The organism is Embleya sp. NBC_00888 (genome assembly GCF_045207655.1).
GTDB lineage: Bacteria > Actinomycetota > Actinomycetes > Streptomycetales > Streptomycetaceae > Embleya.
Map to the genome: position 1 here is coordinate 2,740,663 of NZ_CP108784.1, position 23,874 is coordinate 2,764,536.

Consider the following 23,874-nt stretch of genomic DNA (forward strand, 5'->3'; position numbering starts at 1 on the left):
GAAGCCACCTCGACTCTTCCCACCACCCGTTCGAGGTACCCGACTTGATCGGATCGAGCAGACCCGGATGTCGACCCGGATCCACACCGACGACCCGGACAGGGCCTAGTCGTCCAGACCCTTCTCGATGGCATAGCGCACGAGTTCCACCCGGTTGTGCAACTGCAGCTTGTTCAAAGTGTTCTGTACGTGGTTCTGCACCGTGCGATGGGACAGGAACAGGCGCTGGGCGATCTGCTTGTAGGACAGGCCCTTGGCGACCATCCGCAGCACCTCGGTCTCGCGGTCGGTCAGCCGCGGCGCGGCCGGGCCGCCGGTCGCGTCCTTGCGCGGCGGGTCGGTGGCCATCCGGCGGAACTCGCCGAGCACCAGACCGGCCAGCCCGGGGGTGAACACCGGATCCCCGACCGCGGTCCGGCCCACCGCGTCCACCAGTTCCTCGCGGCTCGCCGACTTGACCAGGTATCCGGTCGCGCCCGCCTTGACCGCCTCCAGGACGTCCTCCTGCTCACCGCTGGCGGACAACACCAGGATCCGCACCGACGGGTCGTGCCGGACCAGTTCGCGCGCCACCTCGACGCCGGGCAGTTTGGGCAGGTGCAGGTCCAGGATCACCACGTTCGGCGAGGTGGCCCGGGCCCGCCGGACCGCCTCGGGGCCGTCGCCGGCGGTGGCGACCACGTCGTGGCCCGCCGCCGTGAGGTCGCGGGCCACCGCCTCGCGCCACATCGGGTGATCATCGACGACCAGCACCTTCAGCGGCGTCGGGGCCGGCTCGCTCCCCGGTGTGGGTGTACTCGTCTCGCTCATCCGCTCCCCTGCCTCGGCACCCGGAACTCCAGCTCGGTGCCTTCTCCCGTCACCGACGACCACACCACACTGCCGCCGAGATCACGCACCCGACCCTCGATCGACTGGGCCACGCCCAACCGGCCCTGGGCCCGGGCCGCCTCCAACCGGCCCGGAGCCATCCCCGAACCGTCGTCCCGGACGCTGACCACGATCTCGTCCGGCTCGTCCTCCACCAGGATCCACGCGTTGGCCTGCTCACCGGCGTGCCGGCGCACGTTGTCCAGCGCCGCCGCGACGGCCGCGGTCACCTCGCGCGCCGCCGGGGTCGGCAGCAATACCGGCGTACCCGGCGAGGACACCGTCACGCGCGCGCCGGCGAAGCCGCCCAGCAGCACCCGCAGATCCTGCCGGGCCGGGTCGCCGTCCTCCCCGGAACCGGGCAGGTCGGCCGACTCGACCCGGGCCGGCGTCGCGGAGATCAACTGCCGCAGCGCCACCTCCTGCTCACCGGCCAACTTGCCCAGGCCCGCGGCGTCCCCGCCGATCTCGGCCCCGCGCCGTTGCACCAACGCGAGCACCTGGAGCACGCTGTCGTGGATGTCCCGGGCCAGTCGCTCGCGTTCGCGCGTGGCCGCCTCCAGCTGCAGCGCGCGGGTCAACGCCTGTTCGCTCACCCGGGCGATCTCCACGACGTAGCCGACCGCGCCGCCCGCGAGCAGCAACAGCACGATGTTGTGCTGGTTGTCGGCGGTGAGCGCGCTGCGTTCGAAGATGTCGGCGGCGCCTATCGTCAGCGCCGCGGCCGAGCCGGTCCGCCAACCGCCCTTGATCGCGCACGCCAGCACCGGTGCCGAGGCCCACACCGTGGGCAGCGTCATCGTGCCCTGGGCGACCCGCTCGGGATCGTCCAGCCACCGGGTGGCGACCAGGCACCCGACGGCCACGCACAGGTCCAGGATCAGCAGCGGAGGCTCGCGGAAGGCGGGCTTGCGGAAGCCGTACGCGGTCACCGCCGTCCAGACCACGAGCAGCGCCATCACGGCCCACCCGCCGACCGGGTGCCGATACTCGTCCGCGACCTGGGCGTACCGCACGACCGCGTAGACGAGGGCGAGCGTGCGAAAGACCGTGAGCGCCCGCCACAGCGACTGCTCGACCCCCACGTGAACCCCCAGGTGTGCCGGGTGCCGCCCGGTCAGGCGGCGGGTCGGCCGGAACCGCCCGAGTCGTCGTTCGGGGTCGGCGCGGCGTCCGGGTCGGCGGCATCCGTCGGGTCCGCCGGCTTGTCGGCCGCCGTCTTGTCGCCCGCCGTCTTGTCGGCCGCCTTGGACGCCTGCTTGCGCGCCTCGTCGATCCGCTTCTTGGCGTCGGCCGCGTACATGTCCACGTACTCCTGGCCGGACAACTCCATCAGCGCGTACATGATCTCGTCGGTGATCGCGCGCAGGATGAAGCGGTCGTCCTCCATGCCCTCGTAACGGGAGAAGTCCAACGGCTCGCCGACCCTGATGCCCACCCGCATCACCTTGGGCACGATCTTGCCGGGCGGCTGGATCTTCTCGGTGTCGATCATCGCCACCGGGATCACCGGGGCGTGCGACTCCAGCGCGAGCCGGGCGATCCCGGTCTTGCCCCGGTACAGCCGACCGTCCGGCGAACGGGTGCCCTCGGGGTAGATGCCGAACAGGTGGTCCTCGCGCAGCACCTTGAGGCCGGCGTCGAGCGCGGCCTCGCTGGCACGACCACCGCTGCGGTCCACCGGGAGTTGGCCCACGCCCTTGAAGAACGCGGCGGTGAGCCGGCCCTTGACCCCGCGGCCGGTGAAGTAGTCCGACTTCGCCAGGAAGGTGATCCGGCGCGGGACCACGACGGGCAGGAAGAACGAGTCCGAGAACGAGAGATGGTTGCTCGCCAGAATCGCCGGGCCCCGGTCCGGGATGTGCTCCTCACCCTCCACCCAGGGGCGGAAGAAGAGCCTCAACACGGGGCCGACGATGATCTTCATCAGCCGGTAGAACAACCCTGACCTCCTCCTCGGGACAGGACGAACCCTAGAGCATGCCCCCGGGCCGGGACCCGCGTACGGCCCGGTCGGGCAAACCGCCCGACCGGGCCCCGGAACCCGGCCGCGGGCCGCTCGCGGTGGATCCTCGGCCGGCCGTGCGGGCCGCCTCCCGGGCCGGCCGCCGGCCACGCGGCGCCGCTGTACGCATCGCGCACCCCCGTGGGACGATTCCGAGGCGTCCAGGTGTTACGGGGTGAGAGGCGGAACCACTCGCCTGTCGACCCCGTTATGGAACCTGTATCGCCGTCGTCCACCGGTCGCCACAACCTCGTGGTGCCCACCCGGCCGGCTGGTCCCGCCAAGCCCGTCACCCGAAGGAGCCCGTTGGTGTCGATCCTGCCCGGTGCCGAGCCCCACCAACACGACGGCGGTCCCGTGGGCGTCCTGCTCTGCCACGGCTTCACCGGCACACCGCAGTCGCTGCGACCGTGGGCGGAACACCTGGCCGCGGCCGGGCTGAGCGTGTCGCTGCCGCTGCTGCCCGGTCACGGCACCCGCTGGCAGGACATGAACCTGACCACGTGGCAGGACTGGTACGCGACCGTGGACCGCGCGTTCGACCGACTGCGCGAGCGCTGCGACACGGTGTTCGTGATGGGCCTGTCGATGGGCGGCGGCCTGGCCCTGCGGCTGGCCCAGCAGCACGGCGACAAGGTGGCCGGCCTCGTGCTGGTCAACCCGTCCGTGCAGGCCGACGACCCGAAGATCAAGCTGCTGCCGGTATTGCGCCACGTCATATCATCGGCGCCCGGCATCGCGTCGGACATCCGCAAGGAGGGCTCGGTCGAGCTCGCCTACTCGCGCACGCCGGTCAAGGCGGCCTATTCGCTGTCCCGCTTCTGGCGCGTGGTCTCCGCCGACCTGCCGCAGGTCACCCAGCCGGTGCTGCTCCTGCACAGTCCGCACGACCACGTGGTCTCGCCGGCCAACTCCGAGACGGTGCTGGCCAGGATCTCCTCCACGGACGTCACCGACGTCCTGCTCAACGACAGTTATCACGTGGCGACGCTCGATCACGACGCGGAACGGATCTTCGCATCCAGCCTGGAGTTCGTACGCCGGCTCGCGCCGGACGCGCGAGCCCCGGAGACGGCCGAGAGGGACTGAACGAACGGTGCGCGGACGTGGCAACGGACTCGACGCGGAGTCCTTCAAGCCCCTGACCGACCTCGACCCCGAGGCGGCGGACGTGATGCTGGTCGCCCTGCGGGACGCGGGGGTCGCGGCATACGTCTCGACGTTGGAACCCCGGGATCCGGACGAGGAGCCCGAGGAGATCGAGCGCCTGTGGGTGGACGCGACGGCGACGTCGCGGGCCCGGGCGATCCTGCGCTCGCTGACCGAGCCGTCCTCGCCCCGGACCCGGGCCAAGGAGGCGGCGACCGGACCGGCGGACATCCCGAAGGTGGATCCGCCGCGCGCGGAAGGCGCCGAGCGGGGCGAACGCACCGACCGGGGCGAACCCGAGTCGCCCGCCGACCGGCCGGGCGACGACGAGGTGTGGGCGCAGATCGTCGCGTCCTTCGACAACGACGTGGCCGACCCGGTCCCGCGCTGGCCGGTGGCCGAGGACCTGGGCGGCGAGCGGTCGGACCGGGACGAACCGGGCGAGGGATCGTTCAAGGTCGGGCTGCCCGCGGCCGCGGGACCGCGCGACTACTCGCTGGCGCCGCCCGGGCCGCCGGTGATCGACGAGTTGCACGAGGATCCGGAGGAGCACTTCGTGCCGCCTCCGCCGCCGCCGCTGCCCAAGACCGACGCGGCCACCAAGATCGCCTGGATCGCGCTGGTCGGCGGTCCGCTGTATCTGCTCGTGTCGGTGCTGCTCGGCCGCGCGGTCGGACCGTGGACCTCGTTCGCCGCGTTCGCCGCGTTCACCGGCGGATTCGTCGCGTTGGTGGCACGGATGCGGCGAGATCGGGACGAGGACGACCCGGACGACGGCGCCGTGGTCTGATTCGACCTCATGTGCCTTGTTCGCGACCGGTTCTGACGGGACGTCATCCCGCATTCGAGGTCCGGGTCCGGGTACCTTCCTTGCGTGGACGCGGATAACGAGGGACGCCTGATCGGCGGGCGCTACCTGCTCGCCGACCGACTCGGGCGAGGCGGCATGGGTGCGGTCTGGCGAGCTCGGGACGAGGTCTTGGGGCGCGAGGTCGCGGTGAAGGAGATGTTGCCGCAGCCCGGCGCGGACGAGGCCGACCGGGCCCGGCTGCGCGAGCGCGCGGCGCGTGAGGCCCGGGCCGCCGCGCGGCTGAGCCATCCCTCGGTGGTGCGCGTCTACGACGTGGTCGAGGAGGACGATCGGCCGTGGATCGTCATGGAGTTGGTCCCCTCGCGCTCACTGGCCGAGGTGATCCGCGGCGACGGCCCGATGGCCGCCGACCGGGTCGCCGAGATCGGGCTGACCATGATCGACGCGCTGCGCACCGCGCACGCGGCCGGGATCCTGCACCGCGACGTCAAGCCCGGCAACGTGCTGATCACGCTCGACGACCGGGCCGTGCTCAGCGACTTCGGCATCGCGGTGGTCGAGGGCGACTCGTCGGTCACCCAGTCGGGTGTGGTGCTCGGCGCGCCGGCGTACATCCCGCCGGAGCGGGCCAGGGGCCTGAGTCCGACGGCGGCCTCGGACCTGTGGTCGCTCGGCGCGACGCTGTACGCGGCGGTCGAGGGCAAAGCGCCGTTCGAGCGCTCCACGCCGCTCGCGACGCTGACCGCGATCGTCAGCGAGGACCCGGCGCCCGCCAAGCACGCGGGCGCGCTCGACCCGGTGTTGCGCGCGCTGTTGGCCCGCGATCCGCAGGAGCGGCCGGACGCGGCGGAGGCCGAGGCGATGCTGCGCGACGCGCTGCGCGAGATCCGGGAGGAGAACGCGGCCACCCGGGCGCTGCCGCTGTCGCCCGCACCGCTGCTGCCCCGGCCCGCACCGGCGGCGGACCCCAAGGCGGACCCGAAGGCGGAGTCGAAGGCGGAGTCGATACCCGCGATGGTGCCCGTGGTGCGCGTCACCGACCCGGATTCGGACGAAATACCCCGGGGCGACGGGGAGATCGCATCGTCACTCGTCGCCCCGCCCGCGAAACCCGCCAAGCCGGTCCGGGAGGACCGCCCGGCGCGCGCGTTCCCGTGGTTGCCACTGCCCGCCGCGATCGCGGCCCTGGTGGTCTTCGGCGTCGTGGTGGGCCTGATCCTCTTCCTGATCGTCCCGGCCGACGACAAGAAGCCCAACGCGAAGGCCGGCGGCACCGATTCGGCCGGCCCGCGTGCCACTCCCTCTCCACCGGCCTCGCCGAGTTCCGCCGGGTCCGCCCCGGCCGCGGGGAATCTCACCCAGCCGCCGCCGAGCACCGAGCCGGAGCAGAGCCCGAGCGGCCCGCCGGCGCAGACCACGCCGCAGACCACGCAACAACAGCAACCGCCTCCCGAGACGAACGGCCTGCCGGCGGGCTGGACTTCGTACACGGGCTCGACCACGCCCTACCGGATCGGCCTGCCGCCGGGCTGGAGCAAGGTCAAGACCGAGGGCTCGCAGGAGTTCTTCGCCAACGCGGAGCGCACGCTCAAGCTCAACGTGGACACCGTCGCCAGTTCACCGACCGACCCGGTCGAGGACTGGAAGAACCTGGAACCCGACGTGCGCGGCAATTTCCCGAACTACCAGCGGCTGAGCATCGAGAAGGCCGACTACCGCGACTACCGCGCCGCCGCCTGGCACTTCACCTTCGGCAGCACCGTCAAGCACCACGTGCTCAACCTCGGCTTCACGGTCCCGTCCGGGCGCGGCTATTCGCTGTACATGGACACCCCGGACGCGGTCTGGAACGACCCGGCCACCCAGGAGTTGCTGGCCGGCTTCAAGGCGAGCTTCCAGCCCTGACCCGCCCGAACGCCCGGCCCGCCCGGCCCGCCTCCCGGCTCACCCGCACCACCCGATCCGCCAGATCCGCCGTCAGGCGGTGGGCACCCGCAGGTCGGCCAGCACCGGGCGATGGTCGGAGGCCGCGGTGTAGTCGGCGTCCGTGACGTCGTCGGGGACGCCACAGCCGAGCACCTCGATGCCCTGGGACACGAACACACCGTCCAACCGGCGACCGGGGTCGCGGCGCGGCGAGGTGAACTCCGAGCCGTTCGGCGCGGTCGCGTAGCCGTCCTGCAACTCCTCGGCCAGCCGGTCCCACGCCGGCCGGCCGGCCGACTCGTTGAAGTCCCCGGCCAGCACCCGGTGTTCGACGCCGAGGCCGGCCAGTCGGCGAAGCACCAGTTCGGCCTGTTCGAGCCGCTCGGCGGCGTCCAGGCTCAGATGGGTACTGGCCACCGCGAACTCGGCGCCGCCGGCCTCGACCACGGCGGTGGCCATGCCACGCTGATGCAGCCCGGGCGTCCGCGGCAACAGCACGTCGTTCGCCCGGCGTACGCTCACCCGCAGGCCGCCGAGCAGCAGCGGACCGGCCGCGGTGCCGCCGCCGGTGATCACCACCAGGCCGCACTCGCGCGCGAATCGGGCCACCGCGTGCCGCCGGCGCAGGAACCGGGGCGCCTCCTGGACGCAGAGCAGGTCGGGCGCGCAGTGTCGGACGATCCGCACGAGGGCCTCGCGATCGTCGCGCAACGAGCGCACGTTGTACGACATGACCCGGATCTCACCGGTACCGACAGTCACTGGAGCCCCCTTGCCCGGCTCGGACCGCCCGGCCCGAACCACGATCGACCAGCCATGCGCCCGCCCGCTCGTCGGGCGGCGATTGTCCGCGCGTCGGCGCGGCACCGGTATCGCGCGTCGTCGCGATACCGGTCAGCGGCGGGCCAGGTCCGCCGCGCCGACCAGTCCCGCGTCGCTGCCCAGCGTGGCCACCACGACCTCGGCACCCAGCCGGTGCCCTCGGCGCAGCACGCTGCGATAGGTCTCCAGGGCCGGGACCAGCAGCAGGTCGCCCGCGTCGGAGACGCCGCCGCCGATCACGAACGCGGCGGGGTCCAGCACGGCGGACAGATCGGCCAGCCCCTGGCCCAGCCAGGTGCCGAGTTCGCGGAAGGCGGCCAGCGCGACCGGGTCGCCGAGCAGCGCGGCCTGGGTGACGTGCGGGCCCTGGATCCCGGCGGGCGTGCCGTTGCCGAGCGCGAGCAGCTTCTCCGCCGCCTCGGGGATGCCGGCCGCGCGGTCGCGGGCGTAGCGGGTCAGCGCGCTGCCGCTGGCGTACTGCTCCCAGCAGCCGTAGTTGCCGCACGGGCAGGCGATGCCGTTCGGGACCACCCGCATGTGTCCGGGCTCACCCGCTATCCCGCCACCGCCCCGGTACAACTCGCCGCCGAACACGATCGCGCCGCCGATGCCGGTACCGACGGTCACACACATCACGTTGGTGTGCCCCGCGGCCGCGCCGAAGCGCACCTCGCCCCACGCGGCGGCGTTGGCGTCGTTCTCCACCACCACAGGGAGGCCGATCAGCGCCTCCATCCGGTCGCGCAGCGGCTCGCCGACCCACGCGCCGACATTGGCCGAGAACAGCACGGTCGATCGGTCCGCGCCGATGAAACCGGCCGCGCCGAGCCCGACCGCCTCCACGACGTGGTTCCGGCGCAGGGTGTTGACCGCCTCGGCGATCACCCGCGCGGTGCCATCGGCGTCCTTGGGGGTCGCGACCTTGAGCCGATCGAGGATCACCCCGTCGGCATCGACCACGCCCGCGAGGATTTTGGTGCCACCGATGTCGACACCGATCGTGAGTCCCATGTCGTCCCAAGCTCGTTCGCGTGCATTGCCCGCAACGGATCGTACTGGTCCCTTCCCCGGGTCCACCCCACCCGTACGCCCGCAGGTCATCGTGGGGATACCCGGAAACGGGCGGTCGACCGGGGGACGACGGCGCCGGCGACGCGGCCCGGAGCGCAGGGCCGGTTATTCGTCGTCGAGCCGAATCCGCTCGGTCTCCGCCGGCCGCGCGGCCCACCGACGCTCCCGGTCACCCACGAAGGCCCGGTACGCGGAGGCCAGCTCGGATCCGGCCGCGGCCAGGTGCGCGGCGACCTCGGGATGCCTGCGCACCACCTGCTCGCGTACCGCGCCGGCCTGCTCCACGAGCGTCTCGGCCAACCTGCGCGCCTCCTCCGCCAACCGCGCGGCGGGTGCCTCGTCCCCCTTGTCGGCCCCGCTCAACGATTCGGCGAGCTTGCGCGCCTCCTCCCCGAGCCGCGCCCAGGGATCGACCCGCTCGCCGTCACGCTCCGTGTGCGCCCCTTCGTCGGCGGAGCCGGCGTCCGCCTCGTCCGGCGGCACCGGGTCCGTGTTGTCCGCCCACGCGTCCGCACCGTCCCCGGCCGCGCCCTTGCCCGTCACCCGCTCGTCTCGGTCCATCCGACGCATTGTCCGCGCTCGCGCACCCCAACGCGAACGGAACCCCGCGCGAACGATCCGAGACCGCAAACCCGACGATGCCGTCGCCGAACCCGCGCACCCCCATGAGGCACGAAATCGAGCCGCAGCATCGAGCCCCCGCATCAAGCCCCGGAATCGAGCCCGGGAAAGACGAGCCGGGAAACGAGCCTCGGGACGGCGCCGGCTCCCCCGCACCGAGCCTGCCTAGTGCCGGGCGCGGCACTAGACCGGGCTCTTTGCCGGCCGCCGGCCGGCATCGACCGTCGCGGCCGGATCCGGCGCCCGGGCCACGTCCGCGTCCTCGACGGCCCGACTCGCCCGCCACAACCGCCGTCCCGACACCACCGTCGCCGCCACCAGCAGCGCGTTGCGCAGTCCCAGGGCCAGCACCGCGTGCGGCTGGGAACCGAGCAGCTCGCCGAACCAGATCGGGAATTCGAGCATGGTCAGCGGCATCGCACAGAGCAGCAATACGGCCGGCGGACGCTGCGTGGTGTCCGGCCGCACCAGGCACACCGCCGCCAGGCCGATCAGCCACACCAGGTACTGCGGGCTGATCACCCGGCTGGTCACCACGAAGATCAGCAACGCGCACAGCGCCGCGTCGCACGCCGTCGTGTCGGTGAACCGGCGGGCCCGCACCCGCCACAGCAGCAGCCAGCCGAAGCCGAGCACGGTGGCGACCAGGCTGAGTCGGCCGACCGCCGAGACGTACGGGCCGTGGAACTCCAGCGAGCCGTAGCTCTCCTGGACCCGGCCGCTCCAACCCAGCCGGGTCGCGATGTGGAAGGGCAGCGCGAACACCGACTCGACCTCGATGCCGCGTTCGCGCTGGTAGCCCAGGAACGCGAAGGCGCCGGGCAGCGCGACGGCGAAGCCGAGCACCACGGCCGCGCCGCCGAGCAGGGTCCAGCCGTACACCCGGGCCATCCGCCCCCGCCCGCGCAGTCCGACGAAGATCAGCACCGGCCATACCTTTATCGCCGCCGCGACGCCCGCGAGCAGGCCCGCGAGTCGGTTGCGGTCCGTGCGCCGCCCGCCGATCAGCAGCAGCGCGGCCACCGTCGGCGCGGTCACCGCGAGGTCGTAGCGGGCCAGGACTATCGGCCCCAGCAGCGGCACCGCCACCACCCACAGGGCCGCGCCGTACGGCGAGCCGCCGCGCGGGATCGTCCGGACCAGCAGCCACAACACCACCGCGTCGGCGGCGAGCATCAGCAGGTAGACCGACGTCGCGTAGTCGAACGGCAACAATCCGGGCAGCAGCAGCACCCCCGCGGCGCCCGGCGGGTACTGCCAGCGCACGTCGTCCACCGGAAAGGTCCCCGAGCGCAGCACGTGGAACCACTCGCGGTAGATGGCCCGCGCGTCGCCGGTCACGAACGGCCACGGGTTGGGCAGCACGTCCATCGCGGTCAGCAGCAACAGGATTCGGGTCGCCGCCCAGACCAGCGCGATGGTCCACAGGGCACCCGACGGGGTCCGAAACGCGTTCCGGACACGGTGCGACTGCGGAGGGCTCACCGTCGGATCGTATCGAGGCGCCCGGGTCGATCCGGGCGTATCGGCGACGCTGCCGGGTCCGCGGGTCGCGGTTCGGGGCGACCCGGTCGTGCCTGTCCGGACCTCGAGCGTGCCGGTCCGGGGCCCCGAGCGTGCCGTCCCAAAGTCTCGGCCGGGCGATCCGCGGCCCTCGGTCGGGCGACCCGGGATCCTCGGTCGTGCGGTCCGCGGCAAGGATTCCCGGGTCTGGGATCCTCGTTCGTGATGAAGACCTTGATCGTCACCAACGACTTCCCGCCGCGCCCCGGCGGCATCCAGTCCTTCGTGCACTCCATGGCCCTGCGGCTGCCGGCGGACGGCGTCGTGGTCTACACGTCGTCGTGGAAGGACCGGGCGGAGATGGCCGCGTTCGACGCGGAGCAGCCCTTCCCGATCGTGCGCGACCGCACTCCGATGCTGGTGCCCACTCCCGGCGCGGTCCGCCGGGCCCGCGAGATCGCCCGCGCCGAGGGCTGCGACACCGCGTGGTTCGGCGCGGCGGCACCGCTGGGCCTGATGGCGCCCCGGCTGCGCGCGGTCGGCGTCGAGCGACTGGTGGCCACCACACACGGGCACGAGGCCGGTTGGGCGGTGCTCCCGGGCGCGCGGCAATTGTTGCGGCGGATCGGCGAGGGGGTGGACACGGTCACCTACCTGGGCGAGTACACACGCGGCAGGATCGCGCCCGCGCTCACCCCGGCGGCGGCCGCCCGGATGGTGCAACTGCCGCCCGGCGTGGACGAGAAGGTCTTTCGCCCCGACGTCGGCGGGGCCGAGGTGCGGGCCCGGCACGGGCTGAGCGATCGTCGCGTGGTGGTGTGCGTGTCCCGGCTGGTCCCGCGCAAGGGCCAGGACGTACTGATCCGAGCGCTGCCCCGGATCCGGCGCCGGGTGCCGGACGCGGCGCTGCTGATCGTGGGCGCCGGGCCGTACCGGGACCGGCTGGAGGCGATGGTCGACGAGGTCGGGGTGCGCGACTCGGTGGTGTTCACCGGCGCGGTGCCGTGGGCCGAGTTGCCCGCGCACCACGAGGCCGGCGACGTGTTCGCGATGCCGTGCCGGACCCGGCGCAAGGGGCTGGACGTCGAGGGCCTGGGCATCGTCTACCTGGAGGCGTCCGCGGTGGGTCGGCCGGTGGTCGCGGGCGACTCGGGCGGCGCCCCGGACGCGGTCCTGGACGGCGAGACCGGTTACGTGGTGAACGGCCGCTCGCCCGCCGCGGTCGCCGACAAGGTGGCGGGTCTGCTGGCCGACCCGGCGAAGGCGGCCCGGATGGGCGCGGCGGGGCGGCGCTGGGTCGAGCGGGAATGGCGCTGGGACCTGCTGTCGCGGCGGCTGCGCGGGCTGCTGGACCCGGACCGGGCGGGCTGAGCCGCGACCTGCCGAAAGCGGAAGGCGGGCGGCCCGGGAACCCCCGGACCACCCGCCTCCGCTGTCGCGAGCGAGCGCCTTCCGACGACGTCGGGCAGGCTCGGGCTCAGCCCTCGTAGATCTTCTCGATGTCCTGCTCGAAGTCCCGCAGCACGAGGTTGCGCTTGAGCTTGAGGGACGGCGTCACATGGCCGCTCTCCTCGGTGAAGTTGATGGTCAGCACGCGGAACCTGCGCACGCCCTCGGCCCGCGAGACGGCCTTGTTGCCCTCGTCGATCGCGTCCTGGACGGCGGCCAGCAGGTCCGGGTCCTCGGCGAGGTCGGCGACGGTCGCGTCGGCGGGCTTGCCGTGCTGCTCCTTCCAGGTCGGGAAGGCCTCCGGGTCGATGGTGATCAGCGCGCCGACGAACGGGCGGCGGTCGCCGACCACCATGCACTCGCTGATCAGCGGGTGCGCGCGGATGCGGTCCTCGATCACGGCCGGCGCGATGTTCTTGCCGCCCGCGGTGACCAGGATCTCCTTCTTGCGTCCGGTCACGGTCAGGAAGCCGTCGTCGTCGAGCACGCCGATGTCGCCGGTGCGGAACCAGTCGCCCTCGAACGCGTCGGCGGTGGCCGCCTCGTTCTTCCAGTAGCCGGTGAACACGTTCGGGCCCTTGGCCAGGATCTCGCCGTCCTCGGCGATCCGTACCGCCGAACCGGGCACCGGCCGGCCGACCGAGCCGATCCGGATCCCGACGGCCGGGTTGACCGTGTGCGCGGCGCACGTCTCGGTCAGGCCGTAGCCCTCCAGGACGGTGAAGCCGATGCCGCGGAAGAAGTGCCCGAGGCGGGTGCCCAGGGGTGCGCCGCCGGAGATCGCGTGGGTGGCCTGGCCGCCCAGCGCCGCGCGCAGCTTGCCGTAGACCAGCTTGTCGAACACCTTGTGCTTGAGCTTGAGGCCCAGGCTGATGCTCGCCGCGTCCATGCCCTCGCTGTAGGCGATCGCCGTCTCGGCGGCCATGTCGAAGATCTTGCCCTTGCCGTCGGCCTGCGCCTTGGCCGAGGCCGAGTTGTAGACCTTCTCGAACACGCGGGGCACCGCGAGCACGAAGGTCGGCCGGAAGGACGCGAGTTCCGTGGTCAGTTCCTTGACGTCCGGACAGTGCCCGACCCGCACGCGGGCCATCACGCAGCCGATCTCCAGGATCCGGCCGAGCACGTGCGCGAGCGGCAGGAACAGCAGGCAGCTCGACTTCTCCGGAATGAAGAGTTGTTCGAGCAGCGCGACCACGTTGCCCAGCTCGGCCTGGAAGTTGCCGTGCGTGAGGATGCAGCCCTTGGGCCGCCCGGTGGTCCCGGAGGTGTAGATGATGGTCGCGACCGAGTCGGCGCGCAGCGTCGCGCTGCGCTCCTCGACCACGGCGTCGGCCACGTCGCGCCCGCCGGCGGTGAGCGCGGCCACCGCGGCCTCGCCGTCGCCCTCGTCGATCCGCCATACGTGCTTGAGCTCGGGCAGCCGCTCGCGCGCCCGCTCGACCGCGCCCTCGTGCGCCGTGTTCTCCACGATCACCGCACGCGCGCCCGAGTCGGACAGGATCCACTCGAGCTGTTCGGCCGAGGAGGTCTCGTAGATCGGGACCGAGATCGCGCCCGCGCACCAGATGGCGAAGTCGATCAGCGTCCACTCGTAGCGTGTCCGCGACATCAGGCCGATCCGGTCGCCGGGCTCGATGCCCGCCGCGATCAGGCCCTTGGCGACCTCGTACACCTCGGCCAGGAACCGGGTCGAGGTCACGTCGGTCCAGCGTCCGCCCACCTTGCGGGCGAGCGCCGCGGCATCCGGTGCCTCCGCGGCGTTGCGCTTGATGAGGTCGGTCAGGTTGCCCTCGGCGGGAACCTCGGCCAGGGCCGGGACGCTGCACTCGCGCACTGATGCTCCTCGTTGCGGTCTCGGCGCCGGGGGTTCGGCGCTGCCGTTTGCCGTTGTCTGTGTCGCCGGCGGGTCGTACTCGCCGGCGGCTCTCGCCGGTCCGTCCGCGGTCCGTTTCCGCGGTCCGTCTCCGGTCCGTCTCTGCGCTGGGTCTCTTCGCTGGGTCTCGTCGGTGCGGCTCGTCGGTGGCTCTTGCCCGTTTCGTCGACGGGGGCAGACGTTACTGGCAAGTAGGTCCGGGGGACAGAGGTCCCGATGATCCTGTGCCCCGTCTCACGCCACGGACAAGCCCACGCCCGGATCGACTCGGATCCCGTGCGGGCGCCCGGCTCCCATCCGTCCCGATTCGGTCGTGCATGTCGAGAGTATCGATTCGTCGCCGAGGGCGGGTGTGACGGAGGCAACCCCACCGCGCCGTCGGTTTCGGTTCCGGCCCGTCAGTACAGTGACCGACATGCGGGTCCACGTGGTGAGCGATGTCCACGGCGCTGCCGAGGCACTCGCCCACGCGGGCGACGGCGCCGACGCCCTGGTGTGCCTGGGCGACCTGGTGCTCTTCCTCGACTACCACGATCTGGACCGGGGCATCTTCACCGACCTGTTCGGTGTCGAGAACACCCGCAGGCTGCTCGCGCTGCGCAACGCCCGCCGGTTCACCGAGGCCCGGGAGTTCTCCGGGGCACTGTGGGCGGGCGTGCCGGGTGGGGCCCGCGCGGCGATCGAGGAGGCGGTGCGCCGGCAGTACGCCGCGCTGTTCGCGGCCTTCCCGACGCCCACGTACGTGACCTACGGCAACGTCGACGTGCCCGACCTGTGGCCGGACTACGCGCGTGAGGGCGTGACCGTGCTGGACGGCCAGGTGGTCGAGATCGGCGGTCGCACCTTCGGCTTCGTCGGCGGCGGGCTGCGCACCCCGATGCACACGCCGTACGAGATCTCCGACGAGGAGTACGCGGCCAAGGTCGCCGCGGTCGGTCGGGTCGACGTGTTGTGCTGCCACATCCCGCCCGCGGTCCCGGACCTGACCTACGACGTGGTCGCGCGCCGGTTCGAACGCGGCAGCGAGGCGGTGCTGCGGGCCATCCACGAGACCGGGCCGGATCTGGTGCTGTTCGGTCACGTGCACCAACCGCTGCGGGCGCGGATGCGGATCGGGCGTACCGAATGCATCAACGTGGGGCATTTCCAGGCCACCGGGAAACCGTACGTCCTCACCTGGTGAGCCGGTGCCACGTACGCGCAGGTCGGGCACGATAGCCTTCGAGCGGATCGGCTGTACCCAAGCATCCGGTGATGTTTGTCCGGGACAGCCACAACGGCTACGCGAGCTTCCGGAGGACTCCTCACGATGGCTGAACGGACCAGCTCGACCATCACGATCGACGCCACGCCGGCCGAGGTCATGGCCGTCATCGCGGGGTTCGAGGGCTATCCCGAGTGGACCGGCGAGGTCAAGGAGACCGAGGTCCTCGAGATCGACGAGGCGAGCGGGCGCGCGGTGCGCGTGCGCTTCAAGCTCGACGCGGGCGTGATCAGCGACGAACACGTGCTCGGTTACACGTGGGACGGCGACCGCGAGGTGCGCTGGACCCTGGTGACCAGCCAGATGCTCAAGGCGCTCGACGGTCGCTACGCGCTGCGCCCGATCAGCGGCGGCACCGACGTCACCTACGAACTGACCGTGGACGTCAAGATCCCGATGCTGGGCATGCTCAAGCGCAAGGCGGAGAAGGTCATCATCGATCGCGCCCTGACCGGGCTCAAGAAGCGCGTCGAGAGCTGACCCGGCGGTGACGCGGGTCCTGTTGGTCACCGGCCTGCCGGGAGCCGGACGCACGACCGTCGCGGCGGCGACGGCGGTCGCCTCGGCACGGGCCGGGCGACGCACGCTGCTGCTCGCCGCCGACGGCACCCGGGACATGGACGCGGTCCTGGACCTGCCGGTGGGCACGGACGCGTCCGACGTGCTGCCGGACCTGACCGTGCAGCGGGTCGGCGCGCGGGCCGAGTTCGAACGCGAGTTCCTGCTGGTCCAGGGCCAGTTGGGCGCGGCGCTCGCGGTGGTCGGGGTGGATCCGCTGGATCCCGAGGAGATCACCGTGCTGCCCGGGGCCGGCGACGTGCTGGCGCTGCGCGTGCTCGCGCGGGCGGTGAGCGCGCGGCGCCACGAGCTGATCGTGGTCGACCTGCCGGCCGTCGAGCGCGCGGTGCCGGCGCTGGCGCTGCCGGAGGGGCTGGCCCGCTACCTCGATCGCCTGCTGCCGGTGGAGCGGCAGGCGGCCCGGGCGTTGCGGCCGGTGCTGGCGGCGGTCGCCGGTGTGCCGATGCCCGAGGACTGGGTCTACGACACGGCCCGGCGGGTGACCGCCGAACTGGCGGTGTTGCGCTCGCTGGTGGCCGCGCCGACGACCACCGTACGTGTGGTGCTGCGACCCGGGACGGTCGCGCTGGCGGCGGCGCGCCGGGCCGCCTCGGCGCTCGCGCTGTACGGGCACCGGATCGAGGACGTGATCGTGAACGGGGTGGGCGCCGCCGACTCGCCCGATCCGGCGGTGCGTTCGCGGGCCGAGGTGGCCCGGGAGACGGTGGACGCGCTGTGCGCGCTGTTCCCGCGGGTGCCGTTGGCGCAGATCCCGACGCTGGCCGCCGAACCGCTGGGCGCGGCCGAACTCGCGGACGTGGCGGCCCACTTCGGCCCGGTGCGACCGGGCGGCCCGGCCGAGGACGAGCATCTGATCGAGCGCGACGGCGAGCGGCTGTCGCTGCTGCTGCCGCTGCCGGGCACCGATCGCGACGACCTGGACCTGCTCCGCCGCGGCGACGAACTGGTGATCACGGTGGGCCCGAACCGCCGCCTGATCAAGCTCCCGTCGGCGCTGCGACGCTGTGTCATCGAAGGCGCGGGTCTGCGGGACGGCATGTTGCGCGTGCGCTTCGTCCCGGACCCGGCGGTGTGGATGCGCTCGTCGACGTAACGGCGACGAGGACGACGAGGACACCGACGCCCGTGGCGATCGACGCGGATCCCGGACCTACCGCATCCGACCTACCCCTTGCCGTGCAGCCGCTCCCAGTCGCGCGCGAGCGCGATGCGCTCGGGAGCGGACGGGTGTGAGGCGAACAGGAACTGCAGGATCGGGTTCGGGGTGACGTTGGAGCGGTTGGCCACCGCCAGGCTGTGTTGCATCCGGATGAAGGCCTCGGGGTCGCGGGTCAGGTCGAGCGCGTGCACGTCGGCGCGCGCCTCCAGGCGGCGGCTGATCAACATCTCGCCGGGTCCGGCCAGTGTGCCGATCACGGCGACCGCCGCGAGCAGCAGGGCCAGCGAGCGCGGATCGCCCGCATCGTCCGCGCCCGCCCGGCGCAGCAGCGGCGCGCACGTCATCACCAGGCCCAACGCGCAGACGCCCGCCGCGAGCGCCGCCGCGCCGATCAGCGTGCCGTGCAGCACGTCGTTGCGCTTGGCGTGCCCCAGCTCGTGCGCGGCGATCAGCTCCACCTCGCGCGGATCCGCGTCCCGCACGGTCGTGTCGTAGACCACGATCCGCCGGGTCGAGCCGAATCCGGACACGTACGCGTTGAGCGCGGTGGTCCGCCGCGACGCGTCCGCGATCAGGACGTCGCGTACCGGCACCCCGTCCCGCTCCGCCAGTTGCATCAGCGACGTGCGCAACTCCCCGTCCGGCATCGAGTGGAACCTGTTGAACGCCGGTTCCACCACCAGCGGGTACAGGAACGAGATCGCCACCACGAGCAGCGCGCCGGCTCCCGCCGCGAGCAGCCAGCCGGCCCGGGGCAGCGCGCGGATCAGCGCGTACAGCCCGAGCACGACCACCAGCAACAACCCGGTGGACATCGCGAAGCCCTTGGCCAGGTCCAGCCACCAGCTCCCCCACGACTGCACGGACAGGCCGTATCGTCGCCGGACCACCTCCAGGCGCGCCGCGAACGGCAGCGTCACCAGCCGGCCGATCAGGGCCAGCGCCAGGCCGCCGAGCAGGATCCGCCACACCCATCCGCCGCCGAGCGGGCGGGCGACCGCCTCGATGATCCGCGCGCCGACGGGGGTGAGCCCGAGCACGAGGGAGACCACCAGCGACAGCGCCATGGACAGGTAGGCGGGCGGGCGCGCGGCCCGGGCCAGCGAACGACCCCGGGCGATCTCGGCGGCGGTGAAGTCCCGGGCCGCGTCCGGGTGGGTGAAGCCGCCGGGCGGCTCGGCCAGCGGGCGCCACGGCGTGGTCACCACGACCGCCACCAGCAGCAGCGCGCCCGTGCACACCAGGCAGATCAGCAACAACCGCTGGACCGACATGCCCGCCACGCCCCCGTCATCCGGCCTGCGTCCGCAGGTAGTCCAGCCAGGTCCTGGTGAAGGAGTCGGGGTTGGTGCCCAGGACGGACACCATCGCCGACGCCAGCGCCGAGGCGGAGTCGGGCGCGTCCACCCCGGGCGGCCGTTCGGCGCCGACCGTACGGTACAGGTCGACCAGCTTGGCCTGTCCCCACCGCTCCGCGATCAGTTTGCACGCCAGCCAGCCCATCTCGTACGCCTGGGGCAGGTCCTCCTGCGTGGTCTCGAAGCTCGCGTCGGCCGGCAGCCGCTCGGGCACCTTGCCCGCCTTGACGTCGCGGCGCAGTTCGGGAGCCGCCGTGCGCATCGTCTGGGCCGAGTCGAGGTAGCCGACGTAGTCCGCGAAGCCCTCGGAGAGCCAGGTCGGCGTCCAGGCCCGGGTGAACGCGCGGCTCGCCACGTGGGCGATCTCGTGCGTCATCACCACCCGGCGCTCCAGGTCGCCCAGCTCGCGGAACGCGTCCGGATTGACGATCACCCGGTCGGCGGCGGCCGCGTCCGCCGCCGCGCCGCGCTCACCGGTGGTCACCGCCGCGATCTTGGCGTATTTGCCCGGTTCGGCGCCCAGCAGTCGGGCCATCTGCGCCTGGGTGCCGGGTACCACGACGACCGTGCGCCCGGGCCAGGACTCCCCCCAGACCGCGCTGACCCGGGGTACCGCCTTGTCCGCGATGTCGGCGAACTCGCGGATCACGTCGCGCGTACCGATCCCGAGCACCGTGCTGTGCGTGCCCTGCACGACGGTGACCGGGCCCAGATCCCACACCTGGGCGGGAGTACGCATCCCGGTCGCGGCGCCGTCGGTGTCGGCCGCGAGGTACCACGTGCCCGCGCGCAGCACGAAGGTCAGGTATTGCGGCACCCGCACGGCAGCCACGTCGTGTCCGGTGATCCGGTAGAGGAGGTCGACGTGCGCGGTGAGCACGGGGGCGCCCAGCGCGCTCTTGCGCGCGTCGGAGAGCTCGAACGCGTCGGGAGTGACGACCTCGTACTCCCAGCCGGCGAACGGCACCTCGGCGATGTTGTCGAAGACGCCGATCTGGGACTGCCGGAACTCGGCGTTCTGCGGATCCAGGGTGCTCGTGAACGCCTCGCGGTCGCGGGACAGGACCGCGCCCGCTCGCCGCTCCAGCAGCGCCCCGATCGCTATCCGGCGCGCGTTCGCGTGTTGTTCGTCGCCGTCCGCGGTGGTCCGGCCGGGGGTTTTCGAGGCCCCGGAGTGGGCGCGCGGGGGCGCGTCGGTCACCGTGTCCGCGATGAACCGGGTGACCCCGAGGACGGCCCCGAGCTGGGCAAGCGCACACACCACGATCAGGACCGGCAGGAGGCTGCGGATCCGGCGCGCGGCCCGATTCGGGTCATCCACCGGTCGATCGTAACGTGGGCGCGACCGGCGCCCGGTCCGCGCCGGGACCGGGCCCGCGACGAACGGGTCCCCGACGGGCCGGGGGCGGTCAGGCGGGGCGGACGACCTTGGCGATCGGCATCGACCTCAGCGGCGCGTAGCGCACGTTCGTCCCGGGCTTGGGGGCGTGGATGATCCGCCCGGCGCCGACGTAGACGCCCACGTGGGTGTATCCGCCGAAGTAGACGACCAGGTCACCGGGCCGGATCTCGGCGATCGGGACCGCGCGGCCCGCGCCGGCCTGCGCCTGCGACGTGCGCGGCAGCACCACGCCGGCCTGCTGCCACGCCCAGCCGGTCAGCCCGGAGCAGTCGAAGGAGTCGGGGCCGCCGGCGCCCCAGACGTACGGCTTGCCCAGCGCCCTGGTCGCGGCGGCCACCGCGATCGCCGCACGGCCGTCGATCGGGGCCGTCCGGGCATCCCGCGCCGACCCCGGCCGGGCCTCGTCGCGCGAGGCGCGGTTCGGATCGGTGCCGTCGACGAACCCGCCCGCGGACCCCTCGGCCGGCCCGTCGGCGGCCAGGAACCGGGCCCGATCCGACGCGTCGAGCGTGTTCAGCAGTTCCCGGGCCCGGGTCAGTTCGCGCTCGACGTCGGCCCGCTTGGCCGCGAGATCCCTGCGGCCCGTCTCCAGCGCGGCGAGCGAGTCGGCGGCCTCGCGACGCTCCTGGTCCAGCGCGCGCCGGGTGGACCGGGCACGGACGACCGCGTCCCGCTGCCGCTCGGCGAGCCGATCCAGGACGGACGCCCGGGACAGGTACTCGTCCGGGCTCTCGGACATCAGCAGCGCGAGCGTGGGGTCCACGCCGCCGCCGCGGTACCGCGCCGCCGCCATCGAGCCCAGGTCGCCCTGGAGGACCACCAGCTCGGCCTGCGCGTCGGCGATCCGGCCCTGCGCGCGAGCCACCTGCTCGCGCAACCGCTCCTGCCGCTCGGCGAGGCCGTTGTACTCCTCGGTGGTCGCCTCGGCCTGGTGGTACAGCTCGCCGATCCGCTGCCGCACCCGCTCCTGGAAGGGCGCCGGGTCGGCGTACGAAACGTTCGACGCGAACGCGACCGCCGTGACGGCGGTGGCGGTCAACACGGTGACCCGGGTCTTGCCGGCCTTCGGCCTGCGATGGGACGCCACGGAGGTGGGCTCCTTCTCCGGGCCCGGCTACCCGCCGTCCGGGCCGGACGGTCGAGTGCTTCTCGGGCGCTCGACCGGCGACCTTAGTGACCCAAACATGATCACTTCAAATCAATCGGCGAATTCCGTATCACTCTTCGCCAATTCTCCGAAAAAGGTCATCCGGCGATCACCTTTCGCGCTCGACCGATCGACGAACGCTCGGTATCTCGCCGTTGTCGCACAGTTGCGCGCCGGCCGCCGCGAGCATCCCCTCGGCCGCGAACAGCCGCAGCGTGGTGAGGGTTTCCTCGTCCAACTCGGCGTAGTCGAGCTGATCGGCGTGCTCGCCGTACTCCCCGGAGTCGGCGTATTGCGAAACAAATGATAATTCGGACGACATACCGGAATCGATCGAACGAACGCTGATCAACGCCGGCCCGATCGAGGCCGGAATCGCGCAGCCGGCGCCGGCGCGCCCTCGGCCGCGGTGCGTACGACAGGCGATGCGCATGTGGCTTCTCCCCTTTCGTCGACTTTCCTCGTCAACGGTAGGGAGCGGCACCGACACGCGGTGCGAACGGCGCCCGTGCGCCCGGGGTCAGCCGCGGGTGAGCCGGCGCAGCAGCATGGTGGAGGGCACCGGGCGGGCACCGGCCTTGCGCACGCCCTCGGCCACCTCGCGGTCGGTGGAGACCACCACGACCGGGCGGCCCGGCGGCTCGGCCCGGACCAGCCGGCGAATCAGCTCGTCGGCCGTCTCGCCCGGCTTGCTGAACATCACCCGCACCCCGCGGGCGGGAGCCAGCAGCACCGGCGCGTCCAATTGCGCGCCGTCGAACACGCAGGTCACCTCGCAGCCGGTCTGCGCGGCGAGCCCGGTCAGGCCGCCGACCAGCCGGTCGCGCTGCTTGTTCAGCGCGAGCGTGGGATAGCCGGTCTTGGTCACGTTGTAGCCGTCGATCACCAGGTGCGCCTGCGGCAGCGCGAGCAATTGGTCGAGCAGGGCCGGGTCGTCGCCCTCCAGCGCGCGCTGCGCGATGTCCTTTATCCCGGACGCGCCCGGCACCACCGCGTCCACCATGTCGGCGGGCCGGATGCCCACCGGCGGCAGCGCGAGCTCGCGGCGCAGCCCCTGGGCGGCCTCCAGCACGGTGTCCAGGAGCAGCCGGACCCGGGTGTCCTCCATGCTGCGTCCCTCGCGGGCCGCCCGGCGGCTGGCCTCCAGGGCCGATTCGACCTCGGCGACGCGACCGCGCAGCCGGCGCGCCTCCTTTTCCGCGGCGGCGACCGCGGCCTGCGCCTCGACCCGCACGGCGTCCAGCTCGGAGCGGGCCCGGCGGGCCTCCTTCTCCTCGTGCTTGGCGCTGCCCTGGAGGCCGCGGACCTGGCGGCGCAGGTGGTCGGCCTCCTTGCGGGCCGTCTCCAGCTCCGCGCGCAGCCGTTCGTGCTCGGTCTTGGAGGCCGCGCGCAGTACGCCGACCTCGTGCTCGAGGCGGGACAACGTCTCGGCGGCCTCGGCCTCGGCGCGATCGGCGGCGGCCTCCTTGGCCGCGTCGCCGGCGGTCTCGATCAGTCGGACCCAGCCGCGCGGGCGCAGCAGGTACGCGGCGGCGGCCACGTCGAGCGGGTCGGCCGCGGCGGGCACCTTGCCGGCCTCGAGCGCCTCGGAGATCTCCGGCAGGCCCTTGCGGAAGCGCTCCGCTATGCGCTGCCGGAACACCGGGTCGTTCTCCAGCGCGGCGGCCAGCGGCGTCGCGGCGAACTTGGCCCGGCGCTGGTGGGTGAACCGGGCGAACCGGCGCAGCGGGCCGGGCACCTCGTCCGCGGTCATCGTGCCGAGCGCGTCCGCGGCCACCGAGATCACCCGCACCCGGACCGCCTCGGGCAACGGCCCGGACAACGCCTCGGGCTCGACGACCTGCGGATCACCACGCTCCGGGTCGGCCCCGACGGCACCGGGCTCGGCGCAGGCGTCGGCATCCGCACCGGCGGCGACACGGGGCTCGGTGGTGGGGTTCGGATCGGCCTCGGCGCTCGCCGGCCCGGCCGGATGCGCGTGGGCCGCGGGGGCGGCGGGCCCGTGCGGCTCCGGATCGACCGCGTGGTCGACGGGTGCCTCCGGGGCGGACTCGGAGTCGACGGACACCGGGTCGGTCTCCGCCTCGGCCCGGGATTGCGCGTCGAGGTCGGGCTCGGCGGCCGGCACCGCCTCGGCGGCCTCGGCGGCGTGCGCAGGCGTGACCTCGTCCGCGCGGGTATCCGGTCCGCTCACTGCTCCTCCGGTCCTTCCCGTTCCCTTGAGGCCCCTCCCCACGTCACCGTTGCCGGGACGCCGACGCCTTGATCATGGCGTGTTCCGGAGCGGGGACGGCCGCGCCGGGCCGCCCCGATGCCGAAACGATGCACAGTCCCATTGTCGCCGCACGGTCTCGGCACTCAGCTCGCGTCGGGTCGCGCCACCAGCTCGACGGAGTCGGTCGCGTTGCACCAGCGGCAGCGCACCGACTCGATCTCGTCGGAAACGATCTCGCGCTCCTCGACCCGGGCGACGCCCGCGAGGTCGAGGTGGGTGAACTCGACCGCCTTGGTGGTCCGCGTCACGTCGAACCGGGTCAGGTTGCCGCACAGCGAGCAACGCCACCGGGTGTCCTCGGTGGGGGCCTGGATCGACATGCGTGTTCCCTTCCTGTCTGGTCTGCGAGCGTCTGCCGGTCCGCGAGCGGCCCGCGTACACCCATGATGCCGGGCGGCGAGAGGTACCTGGGCGCGGCCGTGTCGGGCCGGAAACGTACCGTCCGGTACATGAGCAGCACCGCGCACCGGGATTGCCGGTCACGAGGTTCGGCGAATCAGGGCTTGCCGGCGGCCGACCGGCCGCGGCGTTCCCGCCCGCCGGACAGTATCGCCCCGGGCCACGAGTTGCGAACCATGCCCGGGTCCCGA

The 23,874-nt window shown here is 72.9% G+C and carries 21 protein-coding genes; 7 read left to right on the forward strand and 14 right to left on the reverse strand.

What is annotated here, in order from left to right; translation table 11 throughout:
• Positions 1–105: 105 nt before the first annotated feature.
• From OG948_RS10970 to OG948_RS10980, 3 genes are read right to left on the reverse strand one after another with little or no spacing between them, the layout of a single operon-like run.
• Positions 106–810, reverse strand: coding sequence for a response regulator (locus tag OG948_RS10970; RefSeq protein WP_406295818.1), 705 nt, complete (start codon positions 808–810; stop codon positions 106–108).
• Complete coding sequence (gene macS, locus OG948_RS10975; protein WP_406295820.1) at positions 807–1,955, reverse strand: MacS family sensor histidine kinase; 1,149 nt, start codon at positions 1,953–1,955, stop codon at positions 807–809. The genes OG948_RS10970 and macS overlap by 4 nt, the downstream gene beginning before the upstream one ends.
• Before the next feature lie 32 nt (positions 1,956–1,987).
• Entirely contained in the window at positions 1,988–2,812 is an 825-nt protein-coding gene (locus tag OG948_RS10980) for a lysophospholipid acyltransferase family protein (RefSeq protein WP_406295822.1), read from the reverse strand.
• 372 nt (positions 2,813–3,184) lie between these two features.
• Here OG948_RS10980 and OG948_RS10985 point away from each other — a divergent pair, with 372 nt between their 5' ends.
• The 3 genes from OG948_RS10985 (at position 3,185) to OG948_RS10995 (ending at position 6,740) form a co-directional block, all read left to right on the forward strand.
• Complete coding sequence (locus tag OG948_RS10985) at positions 3,185–3,964, forward strand: alpha/beta hydrolase (RefSeq protein WP_406295823.1); 780 nt, start codon at positions 3,185–3,187, stop codon at positions 3,962–3,964.
• A gap of 7 nt (positions 3,965–3,971) precedes the next feature.
• Positions 3,972–4,814, forward strand: coding sequence for a hypothetical protein (locus tag OG948_RS10990; protein WP_406295825.1), 843 nt, complete (start codon positions 3,972–3,974; stop codon positions 4,812–4,814).
• 84 nt (positions 4,815–4,898) lie between these two features.
• Positions 4,899–6,740 (forward strand): serine/threonine-protein kinase, encoded by a 1,842-nt coding sequence (locus OG948_RS10995; protein ID WP_406295827.1) that lies wholly within the window; start codon positions 4,899–4,901, stop codon positions 6,738–6,740.
• 72 nt (positions 6,741–6,812) lie between these two features.
• Here OG948_RS10995 and OG948_RS11000 read toward each other — a convergent pair whose 3' ends face one another.
• The 4 genes from OG948_RS11000 to OG948_RS11015 all read right to left on the reverse strand — a co-directional run bounded on the left by OG948_RS11000 (position 6,813) and on the right by OG948_RS11015 (position 10,760).
• Positions 6,813–7,523 (reverse strand): endonuclease/exonuclease/phosphatase family protein, encoded by a 711-nt coding sequence (locus OG948_RS11000; RefSeq protein WP_406295829.1) that lies wholly within the window; start codon positions 7,521–7,523, stop codon positions 6,813–6,815.
• A gap of 132 nt (positions 7,524–7,655) precedes the next feature.
• The gene (locus OG948_RS11005; RefSeq protein ID WP_395862344.1) at positions 7,656–8,594 is read right to left on the reverse strand and encodes an ROK family glucokinase; all 939 of its coding nucleotides are present in this window, start codon (positions 8,592–8,594) and stop codon (positions 7,656–7,658) included.
• 165 nt (positions 8,595–8,759) lie between these two features.
• Positions 8,760–9,215: a DUF5304 family protein gene (locus tag OG948_RS11010; protein WP_406295831.1), complete on the reverse strand. Its 456-nt coding sequence runs from the start codon at positions 9,213–9,215 to the stop codon at positions 8,760–8,762.
• 243 nt (positions 9,216–9,458) lie between these two features.
• Complete coding sequence (locus OG948_RS11015) at positions 9,459–10,760, reverse strand: glycosyltransferase 87 family protein (RefSeq protein ID WP_406295833.1); 1,302 nt, start codon at positions 10,758–10,760, stop codon at positions 9,459–9,461.
• Positions 10,761–11,000: 240 nt separating this feature from the next.
• On the opposite strand from OG948_RS11015, the gene OG948_RS11020 reads away from it, so the two are divergent.
• Positions 11,001–12,149, forward strand: coding sequence for a glycosyltransferase family 4 protein (locus OG948_RS11020; protein WP_406295835.1), 1,149 nt, complete (start codon positions 11,001–11,003; stop codon positions 12,147–12,149).
• A gap of 106 nt (positions 12,150–12,255) precedes the next feature.
• On the opposite strand, the gene OG948_RS11025 is transcribed toward OG948_RS11020, so the two are convergent.
• On the reverse strand, positions 12,256–14,061 hold the full coding sequence (locus OG948_RS11025) for an AMP-dependent synthetase/ligase (RefSeq protein ID WP_395862336.1): 1,806 nt from the start codon (positions 14,059–14,061) through the stop codon (positions 12,256–12,258).
• A gap of 454 nt (positions 14,062–14,515) precedes the next feature.
• Here OG948_RS11025 and OG948_RS11030 point away from each other — a divergent pair, with 454 nt between their 5' ends.
• The 3 genes from OG948_RS11030 (at position 14,516) to OG948_RS11040 (ending at position 17,036) form a co-directional block, all read left to right on the forward strand.
• Complete coding sequence (locus OG948_RS11030) at positions 14,516–15,283, forward strand: metallophosphoesterase (protein WP_406295837.1); 768 nt, start codon at positions 14,516–14,518, stop codon at positions 15,281–15,283.
• Between the two features lie 126 nt (positions 15,284–15,409).
• The gene (locus OG948_RS11035) at positions 15,410–15,844 is read left to right on the forward strand and encodes an SRPBCC family protein (protein ID WP_406295839.1); all 435 of its coding nucleotides are present in this window, start codon (positions 15,410–15,412) and stop codon (positions 15,842–15,844) included.
• 7 nt (positions 15,845–15,851) lie between these two features.
• Positions 15,852–17,036 (forward strand): ArsA family ATPase, encoded by a 1,185-nt coding sequence (locus OG948_RS11040; RefSeq protein ID WP_406295840.1) that lies wholly within the window; start codon positions 15,852–15,854, stop codon positions 17,034–17,036.
• Between the two features lie 71 nt (positions 17,037–17,107).
• Here the strand turns inward: OG948_RS11040 and OG948_RS11045 are convergent, their stop codons facing one another.
• The 6 genes from OG948_RS11045 to OG948_RS11070 all read right to left on the reverse strand — a co-directional run bounded on the left by OG948_RS11045 (position 17,108) and on the right by OG948_RS11070 (position 23,604).
• Entirely contained in the window at positions 17,108–18,376 is a 1,269-nt protein-coding gene (locus OG948_RS11045) for a M48 family metallopeptidase (RefSeq protein WP_406300226.1), read from the reverse strand.
• A 16-nt stretch (positions 18,377–18,392) separates the two neighbouring features.
• A complete protein-coding gene (locus OG948_RS11050; RefSeq protein WP_406295842.1) occupies positions 18,393–19,781 on the reverse strand; it encodes a hypothetical protein in 1,389 nt (462 codons plus the stop codon).
• Between the two features lie 88 nt (positions 19,782–19,869).
• Positions 19,870–20,949 (reverse strand): NlpC/P60 family protein, encoded by a 1,080-nt coding sequence (locus OG948_RS11055; protein WP_406295844.1) that lies wholly within the window; start codon positions 20,947–20,949, stop codon positions 19,870–19,872.
• A gap of 169 nt (positions 20,950–21,118) precedes the next feature.
• The gene (locus tag OG948_RS11060; RefSeq protein ID WP_406295845.1) at positions 21,119–21,442 is read right to left on the reverse strand and encodes a hypothetical protein; all 324 of its coding nucleotides are present in this window, start codon (positions 21,440–21,442) and stop codon (positions 21,119–21,121) included.
• 87 nt (positions 21,443–21,529) lie between these two features.
• Complete coding sequence (locus OG948_RS11065) at positions 21,530–22,831, reverse strand: NYN domain-containing protein (RefSeq protein ID WP_406300227.1); 1,302 nt, start codon at positions 22,829–22,831, stop codon at positions 21,530–21,532.
• A gap of 536 nt (positions 22,832–23,367) precedes the next feature.
• A complete protein-coding gene (locus tag OG948_RS11070; RefSeq protein WP_020552989.1) occupies positions 23,368–23,604 on the reverse strand; it encodes a hypothetical protein in 237 nt (78 codons plus the stop codon).
• Positions 23,605–23,874: the final 270 nt, after the last annotated feature.

Excerpts from the sequence above, each read along its gene's own strand:
- OG948_RS10970 (WP_406295818.1), bottom strand. The coding sequence starts at position 810 with ATGAGCGAGACGAGTACACCCACACCGGGGAGCGAGCCGGCCCCGACG.
- OG948_RS11005 (WP_395862344.1), bottom strand. The coding sequence starts at position 8,594 with ATGGGACTCACGATCGGTGTCGACATCGGTGGCACCAAAATCCTCGCG.
- OG948_RS11010 (WP_406295831.1), bottom strand. The coding sequence starts at position 9,215 with ATGGACCGAGACGAGCGGGTGACGGGCAAGGGCGCGGCCGGGGACGGT.
- OG948_RS11030 (WP_406295837.1), top strand. The coding sequence starts at position 14,516 with ATGCGGGTCCACGTGGTGAGCGATGTCCACGGCGCTGCCGAGGCACTC.
- OG948_RS11035 (WP_406295839.1), top strand. The coding sequence starts at position 15,410 with ATGGCTGAACGGACCAGCTCGACCATCACGATCGACGCCACGCCGGCC.
- OG948_RS11045 (WP_406300226.1), bottom strand. The coding sequence starts at position 18,376 with ATGTCGGTCCAGCGGTTGTTGCTGATCTGCCTGGTGTGCACGGGCGCG.
- OG948_RS11060 (WP_406295845.1), bottom strand. The coding sequence starts at position 21,442 with ATGCGCATCGCCTGTCGTACGCACCGCGGCCGAGGGCGCGCCGGCGCC.
- OG948_RS11070 (WP_020552989.1), bottom strand. The coding sequence starts at position 23,604 with ATGTCGATCCAGGCCCCCACCGAGGACACCCGGTGGCGTTGCTCGCTG.